The sequence below is a fragment of the Dokdonia sinensis genome (genome assembly GCF_003688895.1).
Taxonomy (GTDB): domain Bacteria; phylum Bacteroidota; class Bacteroidia; order Flavobacteriales; family Flavobacteriaceae; genus Dokdonia; species Dokdonia sinensis.
Window position 1 is genome coordinate 129,765 of the sequence record NZ_REFV01000001.1, and the last position, 24,043, is coordinate 153,807.

General features: G+C 40.1%; 22 protein-coding genes. 17 read left to right on the plus strand and 5 right to left on the minus strand.

Annotated elements, in window-relative coordinates:
* Nucleotides 1–15 precede the first annotated feature (15 nt).
* A complete protein-coding gene (gene rsfS, locus EAX61_RS00495) occupies nucleotides 16–387 on the minus strand; it encodes a ribosome silencing factor (RefSeq protein ID WP_121915695.1) in 372 nt (123 codons plus the stop codon).
* An 83-nt stretch (nucleotides 388–470) separates the two neighbouring features.
* Here rsfS and EAX61_RS00500 point away from each other — a divergent pair, with 83 nt between their 5' ends.
* From EAX61_RS00500 to EAX61_RS00515, 4 genes are all read left to right on the plus strand, one after another.
* The gene (locus EAX61_RS00500) at nucleotides 471–1,199 is read left to right on the plus strand and encodes a biotin--[acetyl-CoA-carboxylase] ligase (protein ID WP_121915696.1); all 729 of its coding nucleotides are present in this window, start codon (nucleotides 471–473) and stop codon (nucleotides 1,197–1,199) included.
* A 75-nt stretch (nucleotides 1,200–1,274) separates the two neighbouring features.
* Nucleotides 1,275–2,147, plus strand: coding sequence for a lipoyl synthase (gene lipA, locus EAX61_RS00505; protein ID WP_121915697.1), 873 nt, complete (start codon nucleotides 1,275–1,277; stop codon nucleotides 2,145–2,147).
* A gap of 8 nt (nucleotides 2,148–2,155) precedes the next feature.
* Nucleotides 2,156–3,157, plus strand: a complete 1,002-nt coding sequence (gap, locus tag EAX61_RS00510) for a type I glyceraldehyde-3-phosphate dehydrogenase (RefSeq protein WP_121915698.1) — start codon at nucleotides 2,156–2,158, stop codon at nucleotides 3,155–3,157.
* 27 nt (nucleotides 3,158–3,184) lie between these two features.
* Nucleotides 3,185–5,401, plus strand: a complete 2,217-nt coding sequence (locus EAX61_RS00515) for a response regulator (protein ID WP_121915699.1) — start codon at nucleotides 3,185–3,187, stop codon at nucleotides 5,399–5,401.
* On the opposite strand, the gene lpxK is transcribed toward EAX61_RS00515, so the two are convergent.
* Nucleotides 5,394–6,407 carry a tetraacyldisaccharide 4'-kinase gene (gene lpxK / locus EAX61_RS00520; protein ID WP_121915700.1) on the minus strand — a complete coding sequence of 338 codons (1,014 nt, stop codon included), beginning with the start codon at nucleotides 6,405–6,407 and terminating at the stop codon, nucleotides 5,394–5,396. The genes EAX61_RS00515 and lpxK overlap by 8 nt on opposite strands.
* Before the next feature lie 44 nt (nucleotides 6,408–6,451).
* On the opposite strand from lpxK, the gene EAX61_RS00525 reads away from it, so the two are divergent.
* The 3 genes from EAX61_RS00525 to msrA all read left to right on the plus strand — a co-directional run bounded on the left by EAX61_RS00525 (nucleotide 6,452) and on the right by msrA (nucleotide 9,215).
* Nucleotides 6,452–7,546 (plus strand): Nif3-like dinuclear metal center hexameric protein, encoded by a 1,095-nt coding sequence (locus EAX61_RS00525; protein WP_121915983.1) that lies wholly within the window; start codon nucleotides 6,452–6,454, stop codon nucleotides 7,544–7,546.
* A 3-nt stretch (nucleotides 7,547–7,549) separates the two neighbouring features.
* Complete coding sequence (locus EAX61_RS00530) at nucleotides 7,550–8,329, plus strand: zinc ribbon domain-containing protein (protein WP_121915701.1); 780 nt, start codon at nucleotides 7,550–7,552, stop codon at nucleotides 8,327–8,329.
* A gap of 229 nt (nucleotides 8,330–8,558) precedes the next feature.
* Nucleotides 8,559–9,215 carry a peptide-methionine (S)-S-oxide reductase MsrA gene (gene msrA, locus EAX61_RS00535; protein WP_121915702.1) on the plus strand — a complete coding sequence of 219 codons (657 nt, stop codon included), beginning with the start codon at nucleotides 8,559–8,561 and terminating at the stop codon, nucleotides 9,213–9,215.
* Nucleotides 9,216–9,576: 361 nt separating this feature from the next.
* On the opposite strand, the gene EAX61_RS00540 is transcribed toward msrA, so the two are convergent.
* Nucleotides 9,577–10,380: a class I SAM-dependent methyltransferase gene (locus EAX61_RS00540; RefSeq protein WP_121915703.1), complete on the minus strand. Its 804-nt coding sequence runs from the start codon at nucleotides 10,378–10,380 to the stop codon at nucleotides 9,577–9,579.
* A gap of 26 nt (nucleotides 10,381–10,406) precedes the next feature.
* Between EAX61_RS00540 and EAX61_RS00545 the strand changes: the two genes are divergently transcribed.
* Nucleotides 10,407–11,060, plus strand: coding sequence for a flavin reductase family protein (locus EAX61_RS00545; protein ID WP_121915984.1), 654 nt, complete (start codon nucleotides 10,407–10,409; stop codon nucleotides 11,058–11,060).
* Between the two features lie 240 nt (nucleotides 11,061–11,300).
* On the plus strand, nucleotides 11,301–13,463 hold the full coding sequence (locus EAX61_RS00550; RefSeq protein ID WP_121915704.1) for a receptor L domain-containing protein: 2,163 nt from the start codon (nucleotides 11,301–11,303) through the stop codon (nucleotides 13,461–13,463).
* Between the two features lie 607 nt (nucleotides 13,464–14,070).
* Here the strand turns inward: EAX61_RS00550 and EAX61_RS00560 are convergent.
* Nucleotides 14,071–14,427 (minus strand): DUF1801 domain-containing protein, encoded by a 357-nt coding sequence (locus tag EAX61_RS00560; RefSeq protein ID WP_121915705.1) that lies wholly within the window; start codon nucleotides 14,425–14,427, stop codon nucleotides 14,071–14,073.
* A 214-nt stretch (nucleotides 14,428–14,641) separates the two neighbouring features.
* On the opposite strand from EAX61_RS00560, the gene EAX61_RS00565 reads away from it, so the two are divergent.
* The 5 genes from EAX61_RS00565 to EAX61_RS00585 are packed head-to-tail and all read left to right on the plus strand — an operon-like array spanning nucleotide 14,642 to nucleotide 20,709.
* Nucleotides 14,642–15,997 carry a Gfo/Idh/MocA family protein gene (locus tag EAX61_RS00565; RefSeq protein ID WP_121915706.1) on the plus strand — a complete coding sequence of 452 codons (1,356 nt, stop codon included), beginning with the start codon at nucleotides 14,642–14,644 and terminating at the stop codon, nucleotides 15,995–15,997.
* Nucleotides 15,997–17,106 (plus strand): mevalonate kinase family protein, encoded by a 1,110-nt coding sequence (locus tag EAX61_RS00570; RefSeq protein WP_121915707.1) that lies wholly within the window; start codon nucleotides 15,997–15,999, stop codon nucleotides 17,104–17,106. The genes EAX61_RS00565 and EAX61_RS00570 overlap by 1 nt, the downstream gene beginning before the upstream one ends.
* Nucleotides 17,103–17,969 (plus strand): sugar phosphate nucleotidyltransferase, encoded by an 867-nt coding sequence (locus tag EAX61_RS00575; RefSeq protein WP_121915708.1) that lies wholly within the window; start codon nucleotides 17,103–17,105, stop codon nucleotides 17,967–17,969. Before EAX61_RS00570 ends, EAX61_RS00575 begins: the two co-directional genes overlap by 4 nt.
* 9 nt (nucleotides 17,970–17,978) lie before the next feature.
* Complete coding sequence (locus EAX61_RS00580; RefSeq protein WP_121915709.1) at nucleotides 17,979–19,790, plus strand: sodium:solute symporter family protein; 1,812 nt, start codon at nucleotides 17,979–17,981, stop codon at nucleotides 19,788–19,790.
* A 1-nt stretch (nucleotide 19,791) separates the two neighbouring features.
* Nucleotides 19,792–20,709: a glutaminase gene (locus tag EAX61_RS00585; RefSeq protein ID WP_121915710.1), complete on the plus strand. Its 918-nt coding sequence runs from the start codon at nucleotides 19,792–19,794 to the stop codon at nucleotides 20,707–20,709.
* A 14-nt stretch (nucleotides 20,710–20,723) separates the two neighbouring features.
* Here EAX61_RS00585 and EAX61_RS16380 read toward each other — a convergent pair whose 3' ends face one another.
* Nucleotides 20,724–20,888: a hypothetical protein gene (locus tag EAX61_RS16380; protein ID WP_161555143.1), complete on the minus strand. Its 165-nt coding sequence runs from the start codon at nucleotides 20,886–20,888 to the stop codon at nucleotides 20,724–20,726.
* A gap of 103 nt (nucleotides 20,889–20,991) precedes the next feature.
* Between EAX61_RS16380 and EAX61_RS00595 the strand changes: the two genes are divergently transcribed.
* The 3 genes from EAX61_RS00595 (at nucleotide 20,992) to EAX61_RS00605 (ending at nucleotide 23,848) form a co-directional block, all read left to right on the plus strand.
* On the plus strand, nucleotides 20,992–21,552 hold the full coding sequence (locus tag EAX61_RS00595) for a DUF4870 domain-containing protein (protein WP_121915712.1): 561 nt from the start codon (nucleotides 20,992–20,994) through the stop codon (nucleotides 21,550–21,552).
* A gap of 188 nt (nucleotides 21,553–21,740) precedes the next feature.
* Complete coding sequence (locus EAX61_RS00600; protein ID WP_121915713.1) at nucleotides 21,741–22,082, plus strand: PadR family transcriptional regulator; 342 nt, start codon at nucleotides 21,741–21,743, stop codon at nucleotides 22,080–22,082.
* Nucleotides 22,079–23,848, plus strand: coding sequence for a PspC domain-containing protein (locus EAX61_RS00605; RefSeq protein WP_121915714.1), 1,770 nt, complete (start codon nucleotides 22,079–22,081; stop codon nucleotides 23,846–23,848). The genes EAX61_RS00600 and EAX61_RS00605 overlap by 4 nt, the downstream gene beginning before the upstream one ends.
* The last annotated feature ends 195 nt before the right edge of the window (nucleotides 23,849–24,043 follow it).

Sequence of the window (24,043 nt, forward strand, 5' to 3'; positions counted from 1 at the left end):
ATACAGTTTTCTTTTTTAGTAGCTAGAAGCTATGGTCGTAATTTTAGCATCGCCCCATAAACTTTCGATATCGTAATATTCTCTTATGTGCGCTTGAAATACGTGAACAACGATGTTTACATAATCCATAAGCACCCACTCAGAATTGTTCTGACCTTCTATGTGCCAGGGCTTTTCTTTATGCTCTTTACTTACAGTTTTCTGGATGGAATTTACAATTGCAGCCACCTGCGTATTTGAAGTACCGTTGCAAATAACGAAATAGTCACATACCGTATTCTCAAGTTCCCTCAAGTCTAGAATATCAATGTCATTTCCTTTTACTTCTTCTATCCCTTTGATAATCGTAGTGATTAATTGATCTGTGCTCGTTTCCTTTTTTGCCATTAAATCCTTTTATTTACACAAAGTTATTACAAAAATAGCGTTATTCTCATTCTTAACATAAGTTTAAACTCGCCATTTAGTATATGCGTATTGTCAAACTTCATACCACAGGTAGCACAAATGACTACCTCAAAGCCCTAGCTAAAAAGCAAAGTTTAGAGGAAGACACGTTGGTATGGGCACTTGAGCAAACAAATGGTCGCGGTCAGATGGGTACCAAATGGTCGACTGAGGCAGGTAAAAACCTAACATTCAGTATTTTCAGAAAAGTACAGCGTGTTACTATTGAAGAGCAATTTTATGTTACAATGGCTGCTTCTCTTGCCGTAAAAGTTGTTTTACAAAAACTGTTAATCAAAAATGTTAGTGTAAAGTGGCCTAACGACATATTGTCAGACAAGGAAAAAATTTGTGGCATCCTCATTGAAAGTGTTATTAAAAGAGGCAAGCTAGATGCTGTGATTCTGGGTGTGGGACTTAATGTGAATCAAACTGACTTTGGGGCCGTCCCTAGAGCGACATCTATAAAGACGCGCACAGGAATCCATTTTAACCTAGAAGAAATTCTCAATATGCTATTAGAGCAATTTTACCACTACGTTAAATTATTATCTCAGGGGAAATTGGATGAAATTAAAGAAGATTATGAAGCAAATCTTTTTCGCAAGGATAAGCCTTCTACTTTCAAAGGTGCAAATGGAAAATTTGTAGGCATTATTAAAGGTGTTACCCCACACGGAAAACTTATGATCCTTGAAGAAGATGATATCCTTAATGAATATGACCTTAAAGAGGTACAATTGCTTTTCTAAAAGCCATCTAATCACCGTACGAGTCTTATTGTTTTCCGTCCATTTATTGTATCTTTGTTTTCCTTAAAAAAAGCTATGCAAGAAGAAGTAATTGTTGCACCAAAACGCCAGCCAAAACCCAAATGGCTCCGTGTAAAACTGCCTACTGGTAAGAAATATACAGAACTTAGAAGCCTTGTAGAGAGGTATGATCTACACACCATATGCACCTCTGGAAGTTGCCCCAATATGGGCGAGTGCTGGAGTGAGGGTACGGCAACATTTATGATACTAGGTAATATCTGCACGCGCTCTTGTGGCTTTTGTGGTGTAAAAACGGGACGTCCGGAAACAGTAGATTGGGAAGAGCCGGAAAAAGTGGCGCGCTCCATAAAACTTATGGGCATAAAACACGCTGTAATTACATCTGTAGACCGCGATGACCTGAAGGATATGGGAACTATTATTTGGGCAGAAACCGTTAAGGCAATTCGCCGTATGAATCCAGAAACTACACTGGAAACGCTAATTCCAGATTTTCAAGGTCGTGAGGATTTACTCGATAGAATTATTGCAGTTCATCCAGAGGTCGTTTCACATAACATGGAAACTGTCAAACGTCTTACACGAGAAGTGCGCATTCAGGCAAAATATGAGCGTAGCTTAGGTATTCTTAAATATTTAAAAGACAATGGCATTAATCGTACGAAGTCCGGTATAATGTTAGGCCTAGGCGAAAAAGAAGAAGAGGTAATCCAAACATTAAAAGACTTGCGGGATGTAAATCTTGATATCGTTACCATAGGACAGTACCTACAACCTTCTAAAAAACACCTACCAGTAAAACAATTTATCACACCAGATCAATTTAAAAAATATGAAGAGATCGGTTTAGAAATGGGCTTTAGGCACGTAGAAAGTGGCGCGCTCGTAAGATCTTCCTACAAGGCGCAAAAGCACCTGACATAGTTCCCTTTATGGAAAAGATTAGAATAGGCATCAATGGCTTTGGGCGCATAGGTCGCACGGTTTTTAAGCTCATTGCCACTCATCCCAATATGGAAGTGGTCGCTATAAATGATCTTGCACAAGCAGAAACGCTGGCTCATTTACTTAAGTATGATAGCATCCACGGTATTTATGAAGGAGAGGTGCGCTTTCGCGAAAGCGCAATCATACACAACAACATTGAGATCCCGTTATATGATGAACCTGATATTTCAAAACTTTCTTGGAAAAGTGTAACACCAGATATCGTACTAGAATGCACTGGGAAATTTAAAACAAGGATTAAGCTTGAGCACCACATAAAAAATGGCGCCAAAAAAGTAATTCTATCTGTTCCGCCGGAAGATGATACCGTACCTATGGTGGTTCTGGGAGTAAACGAGCAAATCTTATCTCCCTCTGATTTAATTGTTTCGAATGCTTCCTGCACGACAAACAATGCGGCTCCTATGATTAAAATTATAGATGAACTTTGCGGGATCGAACAAGCGTATATTACAACCATTCACTCATATACGACTGACCAAAGTCTGCACGATCAACCGCACCGTGATTTGAGACGCGCGAGGGCGGCAAGCCAGAGTATCATCCCAACAACGACGGGCGCTGCAAAAGCGCTGACACATATTTTTCCGCAGTTTTCCGACGTTATAGGCGGTTGTGGCATCCGGGTCCCCGTTCCCAACGGATCACTTACAGATGTGACGCTTAATGTAAAGCGAGATACAAGTATTATGGAGATTAATAACGCTTTCGCGAAAGCGGCCAAAACAGATTTCCTCAACATCTTGGAATACACAGATTTACCCTTAGTATCTATCGATATGATTGGAAATACGCATTCCTGCATCTTTGATTCTCAGATGACTTCAGTTGTAGGAAAAATGGTAAAAATCATAGGTTGGTACGATAATGAAATGGGCTATTCCAGCCGATTAGTAGATTTAATTTGCTTCATTTCAAAGAAATAATATATATTAGCCTGATTAACCTATTATATGAAGGCAGTAACAGCCCCGTTTTTGCTTCTATTATTCCTCGCTTCATTCTCGCTCACTAGTGCGCAAGAAGTAGATGATGTTACCTATAAATTAACCAATACAAAAATCGATTCTCTTATGGGAGAAGCGATTGGAGCTATACAATCTCTGGAATATAATAAGTCTATCGCATATCTTAATAGTGCCCGGGATTTAGCCAAAACTATAGAAAACAAAAATCGCATAGGTTTAACAAGTAGCAATCTATCTCGATTGTATTTACAGCTCAATGATTTTGAAAAGGCAACCATTGAAAACAACAAAGCGATAGCGGTACAAAATGAAAAAGACACTCCATTAGGACTTGGACAGAGTTACATTATTGCTGCCCAATTACACCTCATTAAGAACGAATTACAAGATGCTGCTGTAAAACTTGACAAAGCAGAACGCCTCTTTACAGATGAGCGCAATCGTGATTTAATAGCCGTTGCTCAGTTTTACAAAGGTAAACTTGCACTACTACGCAAGAATCCAGGTGAGGCCATAATTCTTCTAGACAAAGCAATACCACGTCTCGAAAATAATACGGAGCCCCATTTACTCGCGCAAGCTTATAGCGAGAGAGCAAAGGCACTTATTGCCCTAAAGCAAACCGACGAGGCAAAGATTAATTTAGATAGTGCATCAGAACTTGCTGCCAAACAGGGTTATAAAAATTTACAAACTGAAATTTTGAAAATCGCTAGCGCATTATCAATTGCAAAAGGGGATTTTGAAAAAGGATATGCACTATTAGAGGATTATAATAGTAGGACTCAAAACCCTGTTGTGACTCAATCTTCAGAGGTTGAAGCAATGTCAGAAGTAGATAGAGCAACATTATCAAACCAACTAGAAAAGGATATAAAACTAGAGCAAGAACGCGCAGTTCAGATTAATCAGCTCACTACTGTACTGGGGATTGCTTTAATCACGATCCTATCTTTACTCACCCTATCCCTATATAAAAACAATAACTTAAGAGCAAAAGCAAACGAATTACTTCAGGCAAAAAATACAGAGCTTATTGTTGCTAAAGAAAATGCTGAGAAGGCATCTATGGTAAAAGCGCAGTTCCTATCTACCATTACCCACGAACTACGAACACCGATGTACGCTGTGACTGGACTGACTCACTTACTCCTTACAGAAAATCCCACCCCAGAACAGAAGAAGCATCTTGACTCTCTTAAGTTCTCTGGAGAATATTTATTATCTCTCATAAATAATATTCTTGACCTGAATAAACTTGAAGCAAATAAAGTCGAGGTTGAAGAAACGAGCTTTAATCTCAAGAAGCGCATTAAGGATGTGCTTTTTGCATTAGGTAAGTCTGCTAAGGATAAGGGGAATAAACTGGAATTTGAATTTGACGAAGATATCCCTACAGAAATTTTGGGAGATCCGCTTATGATATCTCAAATCCTGATAAATCTCATTGGGAATGCCGTGAAGTTTACCCGTGACGGAATGGTTACGGTTAGGGTACAAAAAGTTAGTCAGTCTGATACAGATATTCACCTCCATTTTGAAATAGAAGATACTGGAGAAGGCATTTCTAAGAAGAAACAAAAAAATATATTCCAAAACTTTACTCAAGGTTCTGTAGCGATTAATAGAAAATTTGGAGGTACAGGACTAGGACTCTCTATTGTAAAGAATCTACTGGATTTATTAAACAGTAAAATCTCGCTAGATAGCACGTTAGGAAAAGGTTCTACCTTTAAATTTGATATCAAGTATAACCTCAATCCTGCAAATGCCTCTCTAGAAAAAACAGAAAAAATTATAGAGAGTATAGATTACGAGTCATTAAAAAACAGAAAAGTTCTTGTTGTAGAGGATAACAAAATTAACCAAATGATTACTCGTAAAATTCTTGAGAAAAACAATATAAATTGCGAAGTAGCAGATAACGGCGAAATTGCAGTCGAAAAAGCGCGCACAGAATCTTTTGATCTCATTCTAATGGATATTCATATGCCAGGAATAAGTGGTATCGAGGCAACAGAACAGATTCGTTTATTTGACACAGAAATTCCGATTCTTGCCCTGACTGCAGTTACTATAGACGAGAATATAGACGACTTTTACGAGGCCGGATTTAACGATATTATACCTAAGCCTTATAAAATTGAGGTCTTCTTCCAGAAAATACATAACGCGCTTAAACGCAGCAAAGTAATTAGTTAGTCGTATTTACAAATACCTTGAGAGTATGGTCAAAATCTTGTTGACCGTTGAGAAATTCCATTTGTATAGGTAGATAATATAATAGAGCATTTTTAAGTTTCCCTTTAAGCCTCATATAGTCTTTTTCAGTAGTGAGGATTACTGGGTTTTTATCTAAAATATCCAGTTCGCTTTGCGCGAAAGTGTGATGATCCCCAAACCCTCGGTGCTCAAAATTTAACTCACAATTTTTAAGATATTGCACGAGCGGTGCTGGGTTTGCAATTCCTGTAACCAAAACAAAAGGTTTATTTCCCAGTTTTTCTAGAGAAACGGAATCTGTTGCCGAAACAACTGTTTCAGAATATTGAATGGTCGAGAAAAATAATCTCTGATTAGACGACAACTTCAGTCTTCGTTCGATACGCTGTTGCTCGTTTTTAGAAAGGTTTTTGGGACATTTTGTAACCACAACAACATCTGCTCTTGAAGCACCGCTTCTAGATTCTCTTAAGTTTCCCGCTGGCAGTAAGTAATCATCTACATACAAATCTCCATAAGCAGTTAGTAGGATATGAAATCCCGGTTTCACTTTTCTGTGCTGATAGGCATCGTCTAAGATGAGTACCTCAGGAGTTCCAAATTCAGATTGTATTTCAGCAATGCCGGTCTGTCTATCTTCACAAACGGCGATAAAAACCTCTGGAAATTTCTGGGCAAACTGTAAAGGCTCATCCCCTACTTCTCTGGCCTGATGACTAGGTGCCACGTGAATGTATCCTCTTGTTTTGCGACCATAGCCGCGACTTAAGGTTGCCGTTTTATAGTCACCCTTAAAAAGCCGAATCAAATATTCGGTCATTGGAGATTTCCCTGTTCCGCCGGTGCTTAGGTTTCCTATGCAAATTATGGGGAAGGTGTAACTTTTTGACGAGAGTATCCCTTTGTCGAACATTTTATTTCGCGCAAGCGTAACCAGTTTATACACCATACTAAAAGGAAATAGGATTAATCGCAACCACTTCATAAAACGAAGGTATAATTTTTATCTTTATAGCCTAAATTATGGGAATGACTATAAAAGAACTTTGTAACCAACTAGAAGACTGGGCACCCACGGCAAATGCTGAAGATTTTGATAACGTAGGATTGTTAGTGGGAGATGCCACCGCCGAGATTACAAATGTTCTGGTCGCTCACGATGCGCTTGAGAATGTGGTCGCCGAAGCCGTATCAAAGGACTGCAACGTCATTGTATGTTTTCACCCCATTATTTTTTCTGGCTTAAAAAGCCTCACGGGAAAGAACTATGTAGAGCGCGCTGTTCTAAAAGCGATCAAAAATGATATTGCTATTTATGCAATCCACACAGCGCTGGACAATGTACAGCACGGCGTAAACCTCGGGATGTGTAACGCTCTGGGTATTGAAAATCCTAAAATTTTAATTCCTAAAAGTGGTACGATTCAAAAACTGGTAACGTATGTTCCTCACGCTTCCGCGAAAGGGGTTTCTCAAGCACTCTTTACTGCTGGAGCGGGGCAGGTAGGAAATTATGATGAGTGCAGTTTTAGTGTTGCTGGTAGTGGAACCTTTCGCGCAAGCGAAAAAGCAAATCCTGTAATAGGCGAAAAAGGAAAGCAGCATACAGAACCTGAAACGCAGCTCAATATTACCTTTGAAAAAAGATTCCAGTCTCAAATTCTAAAAGCCCTCTTTACAAATCATCCTTACGAAGAGGTAGCCTATGAGATTACTAATCTTGAAAACAAAAATCAAAATTTAGGAATGGGAATGGTCGGATTGCTGCCAGAAGCGCTCTCTGAAGATGAATTCCTGTCACTGATAAAAAATAAGTTTAAAACTGGTGGGGTAAGGCACTCTGCATTACTGGGCAAGTCTATACAAAAAGTGGCCGTACTAGGAGGTAGTGGCGCCTTTGCCATAAAGGCTGCAAAAGGCAATGGGGCAGACGCTTACGTGACAGCAGACTTAAAATATCACGATTATTATCAGGCAGAAAATAACATCCTCCTGGCAGACGTAGGACACTATGAAAGCGAGCGGCATACAAAAAATATAATTGCTGATTATCTTATCGAAAAAAATCGTAGTTTTGCAGTCATTTTATCACAAGAAAATACCAATCCCATCAACTATTTTTAACGTATGGCAAAGAAAAAGGAAGTTACTGTAGAAGAAAAACTGCGCGCACTTTACGATTTACAACTCATAGATTCTCGCGTGGACGAGATACGCAATGTTCGAGGTGAATTACCTTTAGAAGTGGAAGACCTTGAGGATGAAGTAGCTGGACTCAACAAGCGTATTGAAAAACTGGATAATGAACTGTCTCTTATAGAAGATCAGATTAAGGCTAAGAAAATCCTTATCGACGAGTCTAAGCAGAGCATTAAGAAATATACAGAGCAACAAAAGAACGTACGTAACAATCGTGAGTTCAACGCTTTGAGTAAAGAAGTTGAGTTCCAAGAACTGGAAATCCAACTTGCAGACAAGAATATAAGAGAATACAAGGCTCAAATTGAGCAAAAGGGTGAAGTAATCGAGCAAACTAAAGTACGTCTAGGCGAGCGCGAGAAGCACCTTAAGCACAAGAAAGAAGAGCTAGATGCTATCCTTGCCGAAACGGAAAAGGAAGAAAAAGCATTAAACAAAAAGAGTGAAGAATTTGAAAAGCAAATCGAAGAGCGCTTAGTAAAGGCATACAAACGCATCCGTAACAATGTAAAGAACGGACTTGCTGTTGTACCTATCGAGCGTGGAGCTTCTGGAGGATCCTATTTTACAATCCCACCGCAAGTACAAGTAGAGATTGCTAGCCGTCGTAAGATTATTACAGATGAGCATAGTGGTCGCATCCTTGTAGACAGCGAGCTCGCTGCAGAGGAGCAAGAGAAAATGCACGGCTTGTTTGTAAACCTTTAAGGATTACAATATATAAAGTACTAAGCCCTCGGATTTCGAGGGCTTTTTTTATGGGTTTATTTTCCTTTAACATCCCCTTAGCATCCCATCACAAAGCAATCCCGTACATTTAATCGCGAGGCGATAGCTAAGAATTATATTATCTGAGCTTTGCTTAGTAATGAAAAATGATATCCTATGAATCTCTCGTATGCTTGCATCGAGATAGTTAATAACAAAAAGAAAAACTATGAAACTCGCATTAATACTTTCAGGAATCGCACTTGCGACTTCTTGTCAAAATCAACCCAAACAACAATCTGAACCTACCGCTCAAATGGATCCCGTAGAAGTTCCCGCTCAGGACGGAATGGAAAGAGCCTATTTTGCAAGTGGCTGTTTTTGGTGTGTAGAAGCCGTTTATGAAAGCGTAAAAGGCGTAGAAGAGTCTATAAGCGGATATAGCGGTGGTCATACAGAAAACCCCACCTATGCTTCCAGCAACACAGGACGAACAGGACACGCAGAAGCCGTAGAAATCATATATGACCCAGAAGTTGTTTCCTTCGAAACGCTGGTCGATGTTTATTTTGGATCACAAAACGTTACACAAGTAAACGGTCAAGGACCCGATAGAGGAAGTCAATACCGCTCCATCATTTTTTACCAAAATGAAGCTCAAAAGAAAATTATAGACACAAAAATCGCCGAACTCGAAAAAGAACTTGGCGACGGCAAAGTTGCGGCAGAGGTAATGCCTTTTCAGAAATTTTGGAAGGGCGAAGCATATCATCAAGATTATGAAGAACGTAATCCTGGAAATCCATACATTCAAAATGTATCGATTCCTAGGTTAAATCGTTTTAAGAAAAAATTTCCAGAACTACTTAAAGATAATGCGCACTAAAATTTCGGCTCTCTGTTTTTTTAATGTAAATCAACAAGTTACAACTAGCTGAAAAGGTGAGATTTTTGTTATGGTCTAGAAAAACTTTATGTGAAAAATGATGTGAGTGGAGGGTTAAGCAAAATAGCGCCAGCCTCACTAAGTTTATTGATAGTGTTCATTATCAATCTTCAACTATTTGATTTGACAGCATAAACTTTTATTTTGCGCCGTAACGAGGGAAATTTTTAGTAAAGTTTTACTCAACCTAGACTTTTTTTGGTTCTTTTTTTTGGCAATGAAAAAAAAGAACAGGCTCTAAAAGATAGCGTAAGTTCTCAAATTAGATCTCTTTTTTTCATTTAGATGCGGAAAATGATTGTTAGAACTTAGTCGCCTTAATCTCAAACAATAATGGATACAAACGGTCTTTAGTCACATAAAGGCCGTTTTCATTTTTGACTAAATCTGGCAAGACATCGTACGGACTTTCATCGTGCTCCCTTAAAAATTCGATGTGCAAGCCTGCGTCGGTTAGGGCGGTAACTACTTCCCCTAGTCCGTGATTCCAGCCGTATTCTTTGCTCATTATGGGTGCATTTTCATCGGCGTAGGTGCCTTGGTATTCTTCGTAGATGACCTCATCTTGATTGTAGCCGTATTTCAAAACTGCTTTTCCCGAAGTATAGTCAAACATCCATACCAGCGGATGAAAATCTGCGATGTAAAAGGTGCCTCCTTTGTTTAATCGTTCGGCAATCATCTTGCCCCAAGGTTTGAGATCAGGGAGCCAACCTATGGTTCCGTAGCTGGTGAAAACGATGTCAAAAGTCTGTGAGATATGTTGTGAAGTGTCCAGCACATTGCAACATACGAAGTTTGCGGGTGTAGCGGTTTTTTCTGATAACGCTTTCGCGAAAGCTATCCCAGCATCACTTATATCTACCCCAGTACATTGTGCTCCCATCCTAGCCCAACTCAACGTGTCTTGACCAAAATGACATTGCAAATGCAACAAAGACTTCCCCGAAACATCACCCAAAGCTTTGAGTTCATATTTCATAAGGGAGGTCTCCCCGTTTATAAAACCATCGAGGTTATAAAAATCACTTTCCGTATGCACGGCAACTTTATCATTCCACGTCTGGCGGTTGGTTTCAAAATATCGGTCTAGCTCCTTATTCATAATGTGTATTTTTGAAAGAAAAACATTTGGAAAAGATAGTACATTTTGACAAAGAGAAAATTGAAGGCCTGGACAAACGCTTTAGAGCCAACTTCATAAATAGCGTGACCGGATACAAGTCTGCAAACTTGATTGGGACGATGGGAGTTGATGGCGTAAGCAATCTTGCGGTGTTTAGCTCTGTGACGCATTTGGGAAGTAACCCTGCCCTACTCGGTTTTATCACGCGCCCCACAACGGTGGAAAGACATACGTATTCCAACATAAAAGCTAACAAGCAATTTACCGTAAATCACATTCACACGGATATCATCAAACAATCGCATCAAACCGCCGCACGCTATGACAAATCCGTCTCCGAGTTTGAAGCCACCGGCCTCACCGAAGATTACATAGGAGACTTTAAAGCCCCTTTCCTCGCCGAAGCCCACATTCGTATCGCCTGTGAGTACGTAAACGAATACCCCATCGCCGAAAATGGCACCGTCTTGATGGTAGGCGCGATAAAAGACATTTACCTTCCTGAAAGCGCTTTTACGGATGATGGCTGGATAAATTTGAGTAGTGTAAACGGTGTTACGGTTAACGGTCTGGACAGCTATGCAAAGACAGAATTGCTGGATAGGTTGTCTTATGCGAAGCCTGATAAAGAGGTAAGGTCTGTTTTGGGGGAATCTTGAGTTTGGCTAGATTATTTTATTGAAAGTGTCTAGTTTAGAGATACTTTACTAAATTTAAATAAAGCAAAACTTCGTGTCTCTTTAAAATTTTATGTGATATTGGAATAAAAGTATATAAGACGAATTGGCAAAAAAGAGAGCAAATCTTGTTTTTTCATCAAAAAAAGCAAGATTTGCATTAAGGTTTTTCATTACTGTTCTGAAACCGTAGTTTAAAAAACTAAATTTAAAATTGTCAAAATGAAAATAAAATATCTACTTATTCTATTATTCCTTCCAATAATTAGTTGCCAGGAAGAAGATGACTCAATTACTGAGGAAATAATAAATGAAATGTCTGAAGATGTTGTAGTTGTAAATTCCTCAACTAATGATTCATTGATAGAATTATCAGACGAATTCATTATATTTAATTCAAATAATAGTCAAATTTCAAATTTAGTAGCTGGCGACGTTTTAGTTTCAGATGTTCATCCCAATGCTCAAAATGGTTACTTGAGAAAAATTTTATCAGTAGAAGAGGTTGACGGTAATTATAAGGTTAATACATCGCAAGCGCAATTAGTAGACGCAATAATAAATACAGATTTTCAAACGACCTACATTATTAATAACGAGGATGTCATTGAAGTTGATGAGTCCGGGGAAGATATTCCAAATAGAAATTCATCAAATAGTCTCAATTCAACAATAAGTTTTGAAATTAACGATAAAGTTATTTATGATGCAGATGGAAATCTAAATACTACTAATGATCAAATCACAATTGATGGTAATGTAGCCTTAGGCTTTGATGTAGATTTTAAGATTAAAGTTGAGAATAGACAAGTTAAGAGTTTTGGTTTAACACAAAACCTTTCTTCAACAGTAGAAGCTACAATAGGTTTTGATGTTGAAATTGTTGATGTAACAGAACAATTTATACTTAAAAGATTTAGGCTATCTCCCGTTACTATTTTTATTGGACCAGTTCCCGTTGTATTTACCCAATGGATTGTAGTTCTAGTTGGCGTCGATGGTTCTATAAGTTTAGGTCTTTCCTATACGGCAACGAATGAATTTGAAACCACGTATGGAATCGAATATAGTCGTGAAGAAGGTTGGAATCCAGTATTTAATATTTCAAATGAATTTACTTATGACGATGGTTCTGCTTTTAATTTTACAGGAGAAATTGAACCTCACATCCAAGCTCGTTACGAAGTAAGGCCATATGGACTTACCAATGCTCGGGTTTCAGTTTATATCAAACCATCAATCAAACTAAAAGGAGAAATAGATACTTCTAATCCAAGCCACACAATAATAACTTCTGATTGGTGTTTCGATGCTGGAGCAAGAGCACAGATGAATATTTTTGACAATACTGTATTAAATTTTGAGAGTAGTTTATTTGACGAAACACCTTGTTATCCTCTTTTCATAAACATAGAGCCAGCGAAATCTCCAACACCAATAAATGAAGCATCTGATGTTCCTCTTGATGGTTTACTTGCCTTTATACCTGGTGATGACACACCCATAGATGCAAGATTTAAACTATATTTTGATAGCAATCAAAATCCTTCAACAGAATTTTTACTTGATGTTGGTGTATCACAATATCAATACTCTAATCTAACTGAAAACACGGCTTATTACTGGCGAGTGGAGACAATTGATTTTGATAATGAAGTTTTAGCTACAAGTCCCATTTGGAGTTTTGAAACTCTAAGTAACACAGGTGGGGGAATGTTCGATGGTAATGTCGTTTTACTAACACAGCAAGAAGTTGATGATTTTACAAGTAATGATTATTCCTCAATCAATGGATATTTATTTATTGGAGAACAGAATAATTCAAATAATATTTCTGATATAAGTGGCTTTTCAAGTTTAAATTCAATCAATGGAGACGTTAATGGAAATGGTCTGAGAATAAATAACTCACAACTAAACTCCCTTGAAGGTTTTGACAATTTACAGTCAATAGATGGAGGGATTAGTTTGGCAAATGCCGATAACCTAAATGACATATCACAGCTTGCCAATATTACAAATATTAGGAATATACAAATATTTAATTGCGATAATTTAACATCTCTGTTTGGTTTACATAATATTCAAACTGCTAATAACGTATCGATTGTCAATAATAGTAATCTTTTGTCACTAGACCTTACAAATTTGTCCTCTACAACAAATCTTGAAATTTCTTCAAATGAAATTTTACCACAATTGTCTGGATTGTCAAATCTAAATAATGTTAATAATTTGAGCATTATTCAAAATAGTCTTTTAGGAGATTTTTGCGATTTAAACAATCTGATTGACAATAGTGGTATATCTGGAACATACTCAGTTTTTAGCAATCAATATAATCCAACTTTACAAGATTTGATTGACGGAAACTGTTCTGACTAATTAAGCTTTTGACAAATAGAACATAAAATTAACAATTAGTAAAGTCCTAATACCTGTTGAACGCCAAGTATGTGAGCACTTCGTATATCTTCAATTTCATCATTTCAAAAAAGCGTAGCGCCGAAAAATCACATAACAGTAAACATCTCTGAGTGAGCCAAATCCCTAAGCCAATTTATGGGATCTCTCCCATCGTCGAGATGACGAGACTTGCACTGTCACAATGTCGTTTTCGATTTCCAAGACATTCCCGCCTTCGCGGGAAATAAAAAAGGGAGCCTTCCCCCAAAAGCTCCCTGCTTGCTATCCTATTCTTGCTAACCAAAGTCAGCAGGAATATAAATTGGTTAACAAGTTTATGTTCCCTCAAACATAAACTGTGATACAAATATGAAGAGATTTTGGGCTGGGGACTAGGGGCAAATACCCCATTCTAGTAGCGTCGTTTCATAGCTATGAGCATGATAAAGCGAAAAAGTTCCTCCACGTCCGTCGCGGCAGATGATTCTTTCTCAATGCAGCCAATTTTCACTCCCTTCGGGGCGGGGAAAATGAAAATTGGCGAAAACTGAAATTCTAAAATGACAAATACTATTAAATTGACATTCTAGTAGCGCTTTTTCTTGAGTTGGGCTACGTTTTGCAATATGGTAACGAGTATCTCCACATCAATTTCTTCTGGAGAATGGTAGCGCAACGACCTCAAATTCTTTCGGCCTTCGCCGGCTATCAATTTATCCTGGTGCACGGTGATGTGAATACCCCACGGGAAACCTACGTCTACAAACTTCTTGCGAAAGTTTAAAAAACAGAACATTTTACCATTCAAGCTATAAAAAGGCAAGTTCCATTTAAAGGCTTCATCCACATCGGGAACGGTATGCTTAATAATCGCCTGAAGCTCCATAAGCATCGTGCGCCACGGTTCGGGTTTGTTGAGGATATAATCTTCGGCGGGATTCATTGGTTGGTTTTAATTAAAAAATTCAATTAAAGAGCACAAAGCGTCAAAAAAAAGATGAACGGGTTAGCATTACAAAATTTTACTTCTTTGGCTGTCGCCCTGCGACTAAAATTAATGAATTATTGTAATTTAGAAGCGAGTATTATTGCTAAGAACATTTTCGCGCAACTTGTCCCGAACTTGTTTCGGGAAGCGTACTTATAAAACATACCTAATGAACAAACGTCGCACTTTTATCAAACAAACTGCTGTTGCAACGGCTGGACTTGCCCTTGCCCCTAACCTCACTTTTGGGAAAAATCCGTTACAAACGTCAAAACTCAATGTGAGTTTAATAGGCGTGGGACTGCGCGGGACAAACCACCTTACGAACTTGCTACAGCGGGATGACATCAACATCACGGCGATATGCGACGTGGACCCCAATAGAATTACTATTGCTCAGAACCATATCTCAAAAGCGGGTGCGACCGCTCCTAAAGTTTTTGGCAAAGACGATTACGACTACCGCAATATGTTACAGGAAAAGAACATAGACGCGGTTATTATTTCCACACCCTGGCTGTGGCACACGCGAATGGCGGTAGATGCAATGAAAGCCGGAAAATACACAGGTGTCGAAGTGAGCGCGGCAAATACGATGGAAGAATGTTGGGACCTTGTAAATACGCACGAGGAAACGGGTTCCCATCTTATGATTCTGGAAAATGTAAACTACCGTCGGGATATTTTGGCCATACTCAATATGGTACGGGAAAATGTTTTTGGCGAATTGCTTCACTTCCGTTGTGGCTATCAGCACGACCTAAGGTTTGTAAAGCTCAATGACGGGAAAACAGCTTACGGAAAAGGCGTCGAATTTGGTGATAAAGGAATTTCTGAGTCTAAATGGCGAACGCAACACTCCTTATTGCGCAATGGCGATGTGTATCCTACGCACGGCGTGGGACCTGTCGCCACGATGTGCGATGTAAACCGCGGTAACCGATTTGTATCTATGACCTCCCACGCGACAAAAGGCGTCGGACTGCATAATTACATTGTGAAAAACGGTGGCAAAGACCATCCAAATGCCAAATTAAAATTTAAACAAGGCGACATCATCACCTCAACCATAGACACCGCAAACGGTGAAACCATTATCGTGACCCACGATTGTAACTCACCACGTCCCTACTCGCTGGGCTTCCGCGTGCAAGGGAGCGAGGGACTTTGGGAAGTGGACGGTAGCCGTATTTACGTGGAGGGTAAAAGTGAACCGCATCGCTGGGACGAGGCGCAGCCTTGGCTGGATAAATACGACCATCCGCTTTGGAAAAAATATGGAGAATACGCCGCAGGTTCTGGTCACGGCGGGATGGACTTTTTTGTCCTCAATTCCTTTGTCGAAAGTGCAAAACAAAACATCGCGCCACCGCTGGATGCTTATGATGCGGCCGCTTGGAGTGCCATCACGCCACTCTCTGAGACGTCGATTGCAAACAATGGCGAGCCACAGGATTTTCCAGATTTTACCCGTGGCTTGTGGGTGAGTCGCAAGCCGTACAACTGGATTAAGGATACCTATTAATGGCCGTAATTTCCAGAGCGCCGGGACGGGTTTGCCTTTTTGGCGACCATCAGGACTATCTCGGATTGCCCATCATTGCGTGCGCCATAGACCGCTATGTGACGCTTAAAAGTGTTGCAAATGATGAAGGTATTTTTAAAATCACAATGCCAGATTTAGGAGAACGGTTTGAATTACGCTTCCCGAAACAAGTTCGGGACAAGTCGCAAGAAAGTATACTAACAACCCACACCGTCCACCTAATTAATACGCTAAAAGTAGTGTCTAGATACGGCTGTTCACCAAATGTTGGTTACGATATTGAAATCACGAGCGATGTGCCCATAAACGCTGGGCTTTCCAGTTCGAGTGCTGTTGTTGTGGCTTGGTTGCAATGGCTGTTACATACTTTTGGCTGTGACCGAGAAGTCACTCCAGAATTCATAGGCCAGCTCGCATATGAAGCCGAAGTTTTAGAAACGGGTGGCTCTGGCGGAAAGATGGACCAGTACACCAGCGCCATAGGCAACATTATCTACTTAGAAACCGATGGTGACGGAACATTCACTCCATTTGATATCGCAATGAGCGGTCTTATCATCGCCCAATCTGGCATCCCAAAGGACACCGAAGGATTGCTGGGCGATTTAAAAGGCAAACAAATAAGCGCATTGGAAAAAGCCAAAACGCTCCAGCCAAATTTCGATAAAAAAACCGCTACGCTAGAAGATTATAAACTGTTTAAGGCTTCCTTTTCGGCCGAAGAAAGACCGTTTTTGTATGCTGCGATTGAGAATCATCAGATAACACAACGGGCTTTGGTACGCTTTCGCAAAAGCGGAAAAAACAATACTCCACTCGATTTAAAAATCATCGGACAATTAATGACCGAACATCATCTCGTGCTGAAAAACAAACTCAAGATTACGGTACCTAGAGTCGATGCAATGATAAATGCTGCACTAGAGGCAGGAGCTTATGGAGCAAAGATTGTGGGCTCTGGCGGTGGTGGAAGCATTTGTGCGCTCGCACCCAAAGGAAAAGAAGACCAAGTGATACAAGCCCTTCTAAAGGCGGGCGCAGTTACTGCGTCACAAGTTAATGTCTCAAAAGGGACTCATATTATATGACAGAACATTTAATCATACTCGCCGGTGGTGCTTCCTCTAGAATGAAGAAATCTGAGGACAGCAGTTTATCTAAAGATGTAGCGGGGCAAGCAAATACGCGAAGTAAAGCTCTAATTACCCTAAACAATCGGCCGATGCTGGATTATGTGCTGTACAATGCGAGAGAAGGCGGAATAAAAAATGTAATTATCGTCATCAGTCCTAATGATGCGCTTTTTAAAGAATTGTATGGCGATAAAGATGCTTACAATAGCTTTAATGGATTATCGATTTCTTATGCCGTACAACACATTCCCGAAGGTAGAGAAAAACCCTTTGGAACGGCAGATGCTGTATTTCAGGCGCTGGAACAATATCCAGAAATGCAAGAGCAAGAGTTTCTAGTCTGCAATTGTGATAATCTTTATAGTCCGCAAGCTTTTGAATTGCTTCGCAAAGCCTCAGCAAAAAATGCGCTTATTAATTATGATCGAGATGCGCTGGATTTCTCAATGGAACGCATCTCAAGATTTGCACTTACAAGGACACATAAAAATGGCTACCTCACAGGCATTGTAGAGAAGCCACAGAGCGACGAAATAGAAAAATTTAAGGATACGGAAGGGAAATTTCGCGTAAGCATGAATATTTTCAAATTTGACGGAAATCTGTTTTACGACTATTTAAAAAATTGCCCTGTGAATGTGCAACGCAATGAAAAAGAACTCCCTACAGCTTTACTAAATATGGTAGCTGATTATCCGAAATCCGTAAAAACAATACCGCTTTCTGAGCACGTACCAGATTTGACTTCAAAAAGTGACATTAAGCAGATGAATGCCTATCTTTCAAACCATTTTACATCTGAAGATTGGACTCGATAACCACGACTTATGATTGACTTAAGCACCTTAGACCTCGTCATTATCATCGCGCTTTTTGCCGTTATTCTCTCTGTAGGAATCTACGTTGGGAAGAAAGCGGGAAAAGATACTGCACAATACTTTTTATCAGGTCGTAATATGCCGTGGTGGCTCCTCGGACTCTCGATGGTAGCAACCACGTTCTCTACAGACACACCTAACCTTGTGACGGACATCGTTCGTACGAATGGAGTTTCTGGTAACTGGGTATGGTGGGCTTTTCTCGTGACCGGATTACTTACGGTTTTTGTCTATGCAAAATTATGGCGTAAGTCTGAAGTAAAGACCGATATCGAATTTTATGAATTGCGCTACGGCGGTAAACCTGGGAAATTCCTGAGGTGGTTTCGTGCGGTTTATCTTGGTGTGATTTTTAATGTACTGGCGATGGCTGGTGTAACACTTGCTGCGATTAAAATAGGCCAGGTAATGCTAGGCCTCGACCCTATTACTACAGTACTTATTGCTGGAGTGATTACGGTAATCTTTAGCGCCATAGGCGGGTTTAAAGGTGTCGTTTACACCGATTTTATTCTCTTTTTTGTGGCTATGGCTGGGGCGATAGGCGCGGCAATATACATTGTAGGTTTGCCAGAAGTAGGCGGTCTTGAAAAACTTATTGCTCACGAAAACGTAAAAGACAAACTCAATATCCTCCCAGACTTTAATGATACAGAGATGGTGATTACCTTGCTCATTATCCCGCTGGCGGTGCAATGGTGGAGTTCTTGGTATCCTGGGTCCGAACCTGGTGGAGGTGGGTATGTGGCGCAGCGTATGCTCGCGGCCAAAGATGAAAACCACGCCATAGGAGCCACATTTTTCTACAATATAATGCACTACGCGCTCAGACCTTGGCCGTGGATTCTCGTTGCACTTGCTTCGCTTATCGTTTTCCCAGACCTCGCAAGTATACAAGAAGCATTTCCAACCATCACCGAAGATAAACTCGGACAAGACCTCGCCTACTCTGCAATGCTCACGATGCTTCCCAGCGGGCTGCTCGGTCTGGTGCTCGCCTCCCTTTCAGCGGCGTATATGAGTACGATTTCTACACACCTTAATTGGGGTGCTTCCTACGTGGTAAATGATTTTTATGCACAACAGATAAAAAAAGACGCTACCGAGAAAGAGCTTGTCGCCGTGGGTAGGATTACGACGGTCATTCTTATGATTATCAGCGCGGGAATTGCCCTTGTTCTTACGAATGCGCTACAGCTTTTTGATATTATCCTGATGTTTGGTGCTGGTACGGGATTAATTTTTATCCTGCGCTGGTTCTGGTGGCGCATTAATGCGTGGACGGAGATAAGTGCGATGATTGCCTCTGGCGTGATTTCGATGTTGATTGCATTTACGCACGTGGGCGAAATGCTATTCGGAGAAGGTGGGGTTTTTCCCGCTTACGCGAAATTTCCCTTCGTCGTATTTGCCTCGACATTAATCTGGCTCATCGTCACCTACGCCACCCAACCAGAATCCAAAGCTGTCCTCTATTCCTTTTACCGAAAGACACAACCTGGCGGACCAGGGTGGAAGAAAATAACATCTCAAGCTAAACACGAAGATGTAAAAATTGTAAACACCACCGAAAGCTGGAGCGTTCCCTCTGGAATTCTCGCAATGCTTATAGGATGTGTCCTTATCTATAGTACCATGTTTACCACGGGATACTTTATTTATGGAGAAACCACTAAAGCGATCATATTACTTGGTGTTTGTATTGTTTCGGCCATTGCGCTTATAATAGTTTGGAAACGTATCAAAGAAAAAGTATTGTAATATGTTTGACTGTCAAGATGTATTGAACAGAACGTATCAAAGGGTACTTGCGATGGAGAATAAGGGTGCTGTCGCCTCCTATATCCCCGAATTAGCTAAGGTGGATCCGGCTAACTTTGGGGTGTGTATTACCACAAAAACTGGAGAGCAGTTTCATTGCGGCAACTCCATTACTCCATTTTCTATACAAAGTATTGCTAAGGTGCTTTCCTTAAGTCTCGCTATTTCCCATCAAGGCGAGAAAATGTGGGAACGTATGGACTTTGAACCTTCGGGATCTTCGTTCAACTCCCTCGTCCAACTTGAAACGGAAAACGGAATCCCTAGAAATCCGCTGATTAATGCTGGGGCGATTGTGGTGTGTGATATTTTATGTGATCTTTTTGAGAACCCTAAAGAGGAGTTGCTCAATTATGTTCGAAAAATTTCAGGAATAAAAAGTATAAGCTACAACCTAGAAGTGGCAAAATCTGAAAGACTAACTGGATATCGTAATTATGCGCTACTTAATTTTATCAAGTCCTTCGGGAATATCAAGAATGACTGCGACACGGTAATCGATGTGTATTTTCATTTGTGTTCGCTGGAAATGAATTGCGTGGAGCTTTCAAAGACTTTTGGCTTTCTGGCCAATCGCGGGAAGCAAATTATCACGAATACTCAAGTTGTGAAACCCTCTCAAGCCAAAAGAATAAATGCCATTATGCAAACCTGTGGGTTTTACGATGAGGCAGGCGAGTTTGCATTTCGGGTAGGCCTTCCTGGTAAAAGTGGTGTGGGAGGCGGTATGGTTGCCGTCCTACCAGACGCCTATACGATTGCCACCTGGAGTCCTAAACTCAATAAGCACGGAAACTCATATCGCGGTATGAAATTTCTAGAGTACTTTACAGATGAAACGCAGGATACGGTGTTTTAAGTAGATTTCTATTTCTACCATAAGTAAACAATAAAATTCTCTCCTTGTTCGTGTAGTGCTGGGTGCTGGGTGTTGGGTGCTGGGTGCTGGGTGCTGGGTGCTGGGTGCTGGGTGCTGGGTGCTGGGTGCTGGGTGCTGGGTGCTAAATTATTAAATTCTCCTAAATCACTGATTATCAATATTCAATAAAATCAATTATGTTAATAAAAAGTTAATTTTTAGTACTATGCGTAACATAATACCTTTTTTAAGACTTATCTTTGCATAAGACAATAATGGTTTATGGAAACTACAGTAGAAACACATCACAAAAACGTAAGTACGTTTATTCATCTTTCGACATTTTGTAAATGGATATTTCCGTTTGGAAATTTTATTGCACCGCTCATATTATGGACTGTGCAGGGTAAGCGTTCTAGGTTTATAGATAACCACGGGAAGAATGCAATCAACTTTCAGCTGAGTATGTTTTTATACTTAATAGGTATTGCTGTGCTCACGATTCCTTTTATTATATATCAAGCTTTTCGGTTAGAGGGAACAAACAGTCACTTCTATTTCAACCCAGAACCTCATATTAATGGAGACTTAGACCAGCTAAGTGCTTTGATCATCGTATTGCTTGTTGCAGGAACTATTGCTATAGGACTTTTTATTCTAGAAGTAATAACAGTGATTTCGGCAGCTATAGCAGCTTCGGAGGGTAAAGCTTATAAATACCCTCTTACAATTCCATTTCTTAAGGAGACTTTAATAAAGGAGGAACCTTTGGCAACGGATAAACCCTTAGAAGATGAAATCGAAAACAAGGATGATGACAAGGACGAAACCATCATATTGTAAAATGAAACAGATCTAATCAATCCGTCTAAAAATTTTGCGAAAGCGTAAAAATCATCAATCAAACAGCAATACTGACCTATGTCAGCATCAATCAATCAAATTTTTCGCGAAAGCGAAGTCATCAATCAGCACTGACCTACGTCAGCGTAAAAAAACGAACAGTTTAATGTATTTAAAAATCGACATCTATGAAGATTGAAAACACCAAGGCACAGATGCGCAAGGGAGTTCTGGAATACTGCATACTCTCCGTCCTCAGGGATGAAGATGCTTATGTAGCAGAGATTCTGGAGACCCTCAAAGACGCAAAGTTGCTCGTGGTAGAGGGCACTATTTATCCCCTACTCACGCGACTTAAGAACGCGGGGTTGCTCAACTACCGTTGGGAAGAATCTACCAGCGGGCCACCACGCAAATATTACGGACTTACCGAAACGGGTAAGATATTCTTAAAAGAACTTTCAACTACTTGGGATGAGTTACAGACCGCAGTAACGGTGGTAACCTCCCCTAAAACCGCAAAAAAATGAACAAGACAGTTAATATAAATTTAGCAGGAGTTTTCTTCCACATAGACGAGGATGCTTACGGTAAATTGCGTCGTTATCTTGCCGCGATTAAACGTTCGTTTGAAGGTATGCAGGGAGAGGATGAGATTATTGCCGATATTGAAGCACGTATCTCTGAGCTATTTACCGAAAAAATAAAAGACGCGCGTCAGGTCATCAGTATTAAAGAGCTGGATGAAGTGATTACCGTAATGGGACAGCCTGAAGATTATATGGTAGATGACGACATCTTTGAAGATGCTCCAAAACAGAAATCTTCATATAAGGAATCATCTTATTCTGGCGCTAGCACGCACAATCCTAGAAAATTATACCGAGATACGGAAAATGCCTATTTAGGAGGAGTTTCGGCGGGAATGGGACACTATTTAGGTGTTGACGCGCTGTGGGTCCGTATAGGATGGATATTGCTTATTGCACTTACGTGGTTCACATTAGGAGGAACAGCATTGATTTATCTTGCCCTTTGGATTTTTGTTCCGGAGGCAACGACTACGGCGCAAAAACTCTCTATGCGGGGAAAGGCTGTTAACATTGACAATATCACAGAAAAAGTAAAAGAAGGATTTGAAAATGTTGCAGACGCTGTAAAAAATGTGGATTATGACAAGTACGGCAATAAAGTAAAATCTGGAACGCAAGGATTTTTTAATACGCTGGGAAAAATCATTATGTTCTTCTTTAAAGTACTTGCAAAAATTATAGGTGTACTTCTTATTATCGTAGGTGCAACGGTGGTTATTTCATTACTTATCACCTTCTTAACGGGCGGTATGATTGAAATTTTCAACCCTGGACTGGAAGATATGCCTTGGGTACATAATAGTACGGATGCTCCTATTTGGCTCATTCTATTACTTACTTTCTTTGCAGTAGGGATTCCATTTTTCTTCCTCTTTTACTTAGGATTAAAGATTTTATCCTCTAACCTTAAGTCTATGCCTATGAGCGCAAAGTTGAGCTTGTTTGGGCTCTGGCTTATCTCAACGATTGCATTAGGAGTGCTCTCTATAGATGGAGCGATGAAATATGCCGATATGGACACCGGAAAAGTAACCGACCGTAGTGAGCTTGCAGTTACCGCAAACGATACGTTGCGTATTGTGATGCGTGCAAGTGACGATTATGACGTGCCACTTTCTAGATCCAGTCGTTATATTCAAGTAACAGATAATAATGGAGAACGTACTTCTCTCTCTCGTAATGTGCGTTTAATAGTACGCAGTACTCCAGACAGTATAGGAAATATCGTTATCGAAAAACGTGCTGACGCCAGCAATTTTGAGATTGCCAGAGATCGAGCAAATAGTCTTACCTATAATTATGAACTTAGGAACGGTACACTAGAACTTGACGGTTTTTTCACCAGAGATAATGGCACACGCTACGGCGATCAGGAAATAAGAGTTATCCTCTATCTTCCTGAAGACTCAACCGTTTATGCAGATGATAACACCTACTCTTTCCACAGTAACGATACTCGATATAGAGATATTCTGGACCACGGGATGGAAGAGACCTATATGAAAGTGGGCGCTGGAGAATTACTATGCAAGAATTGTCCTGACAACGACCGTAACGCTGGCGACAGGAACTCAAATACCGACGACTGGCAAGAGCGCAGTTATGAACGAGGTGATGAGATTCCAGACTGGGAACGTGAGGATACAGATGACCAAATTTTACCTGAAGGAACAGTTATCGAGATGGCGACAGATAGTATTTAGTATTTCGCTTTCGCGAAAACTTGTGCCGAATTTATTTCGGGAGCAAAAGAAATCGAAGTCGAAGTTGAAATCGAAGTCGAAGTCGAAGTCGAAATTGAAATTGAAATTGAAATAAAAAGCACAATAAAAGGTGGTTGAGTGATTTTAAACGAAGCAATAGCGCAGTTTAAAATAGTATCGAAACCACCGAAACTA

What these genes read in the sequence shown, in the direction of transcription:
- rsfS (WP_121915695.1), bottom strand. Translation starts at nt 387, where the DNA reads ATGGCAAAAAAGGAAACGAGCACAGATCAATTAATCACTACGATTATC.
- EAX61_RS00500 (WP_121915696.1), top strand. Translation starts at nt 471, where the DNA reads ATGCGTATTGTCAAACTTCATACCACAGGTAGCACAAATGACTACCTC.
- lipA (WP_121915697.1), top strand. Translation starts at nt 1,275, where the DNA reads ATGCAAGAAGAAGTAATTGTTGCACCAAAACGCCAGCCAAAACCCAAA.
- gap (WP_121915698.1), top strand. Translation starts at nt 2,156, where the DNA reads ATGGAAAAGATTAGAATAGGCATCAATGGCTTTGGGCGCATAGGTCGC.
- EAX61_RS00515 (WP_121915699.1), top strand. Translation starts at nt 3,185, where the DNA reads ATGAAGGCAGTAACAGCCCCGTTTTTGCTTCTATTATTCCTCGCTTCA.
- lpxK (WP_121915700.1), bottom strand. Translation starts at nt 6,407, where the DNA reads ATGAAGTGGTTGCGATTAATCCTATTTCCTTTTAGTATGGTGTATAAA.
- EAX61_RS00525 (WP_121915983.1), top strand. Translation starts at nt 6,452, where the DNA reads ATGACTATAAAAGAACTTTGTAACCAACTAGAAGACTGGGCACCCACG.
- EAX61_RS00530 (WP_121915701.1), top strand. Translation starts at nt 7,550, where the DNA reads ATGGCAAAGAAAAAGGAAGTTACTGTAGAAGAAAAACTGCGCGCACTT.
- msrA (WP_121915702.1), top strand. Translation starts at nt 8,559, where the DNA reads ATGAAACTCGCATTAATACTTTCAGGAATCGCACTTGCGACTTCTTGT.
- EAX61_RS00540 (WP_121915703.1), bottom strand. Translation starts at nt 10,380, where the DNA reads ATGAATAAGGAGCTAGACCGATATTTTGAAACCAACCGCCAGACGTGG.
- EAX61_RS00550 (WP_121915704.1), top strand. Translation starts at nt 11,301, where the DNA reads ATGAAAATAAAATATCTACTTATTCTATTATTCCTTCCAATAATTAGT.
- EAX61_RS00560 (WP_121915705.1), bottom strand. Translation starts at nt 14,427, where the DNA reads ATGAATCCCGCCGAAGATTATATCCTCAACAAACCCGAACCGTGGCGC.
- EAX61_RS00565 (WP_121915706.1), top strand. Translation starts at nt 14,642, where the DNA reads ATGAACAAACGTCGCACTTTTATCAAACAAACTGCTGTTGCAACGGCT.
- EAX61_RS00570 (WP_121915707.1), top strand. Translation starts at nt 15,997, where the DNA reads ATGGCCGTAATTTCCAGAGCGCCGGGACGGGTTTGCCTTTTTGGCGAC.
- EAX61_RS00575 (WP_121915708.1), top strand. Translation starts at nt 17,103, where the DNA reads ATGACAGAACATTTAATCATACTCGCCGGTGGTGCTTCCTCTAGAATG.
- EAX61_RS00580 (WP_121915709.1), top strand. Translation starts at nt 17,979, where the DNA reads ATGATTGACTTAAGCACCTTAGACCTCGTCATTATCATCGCGCTTTTT.
- EAX61_RS00585 (WP_121915710.1), top strand. Translation starts at nt 19,792, where the DNA reads ATGTTTGACTGTCAAGATGTATTGAACAGAACGTATCAAAGGGTACTT.
- EAX61_RS00595 (WP_121915712.1), top strand. Translation starts at nt 20,992, where the DNA reads ATGGAAACTACAGTAGAAACACATCACAAAAACGTAAGTACGTTTATT.
- EAX61_RS00600 (WP_121915713.1), top strand. Translation starts at nt 21,741, where the DNA reads ATGAAGATTGAAAACACCAAGGCACAGATGCGCAAGGGAGTTCTGGAA.
- EAX61_RS00605 (WP_121915714.1), top strand. Translation starts at nt 22,079, where the DNA reads ATGAACAAGACAGTTAATATAAATTTAGCAGGAGTTTTCTTCCACATA.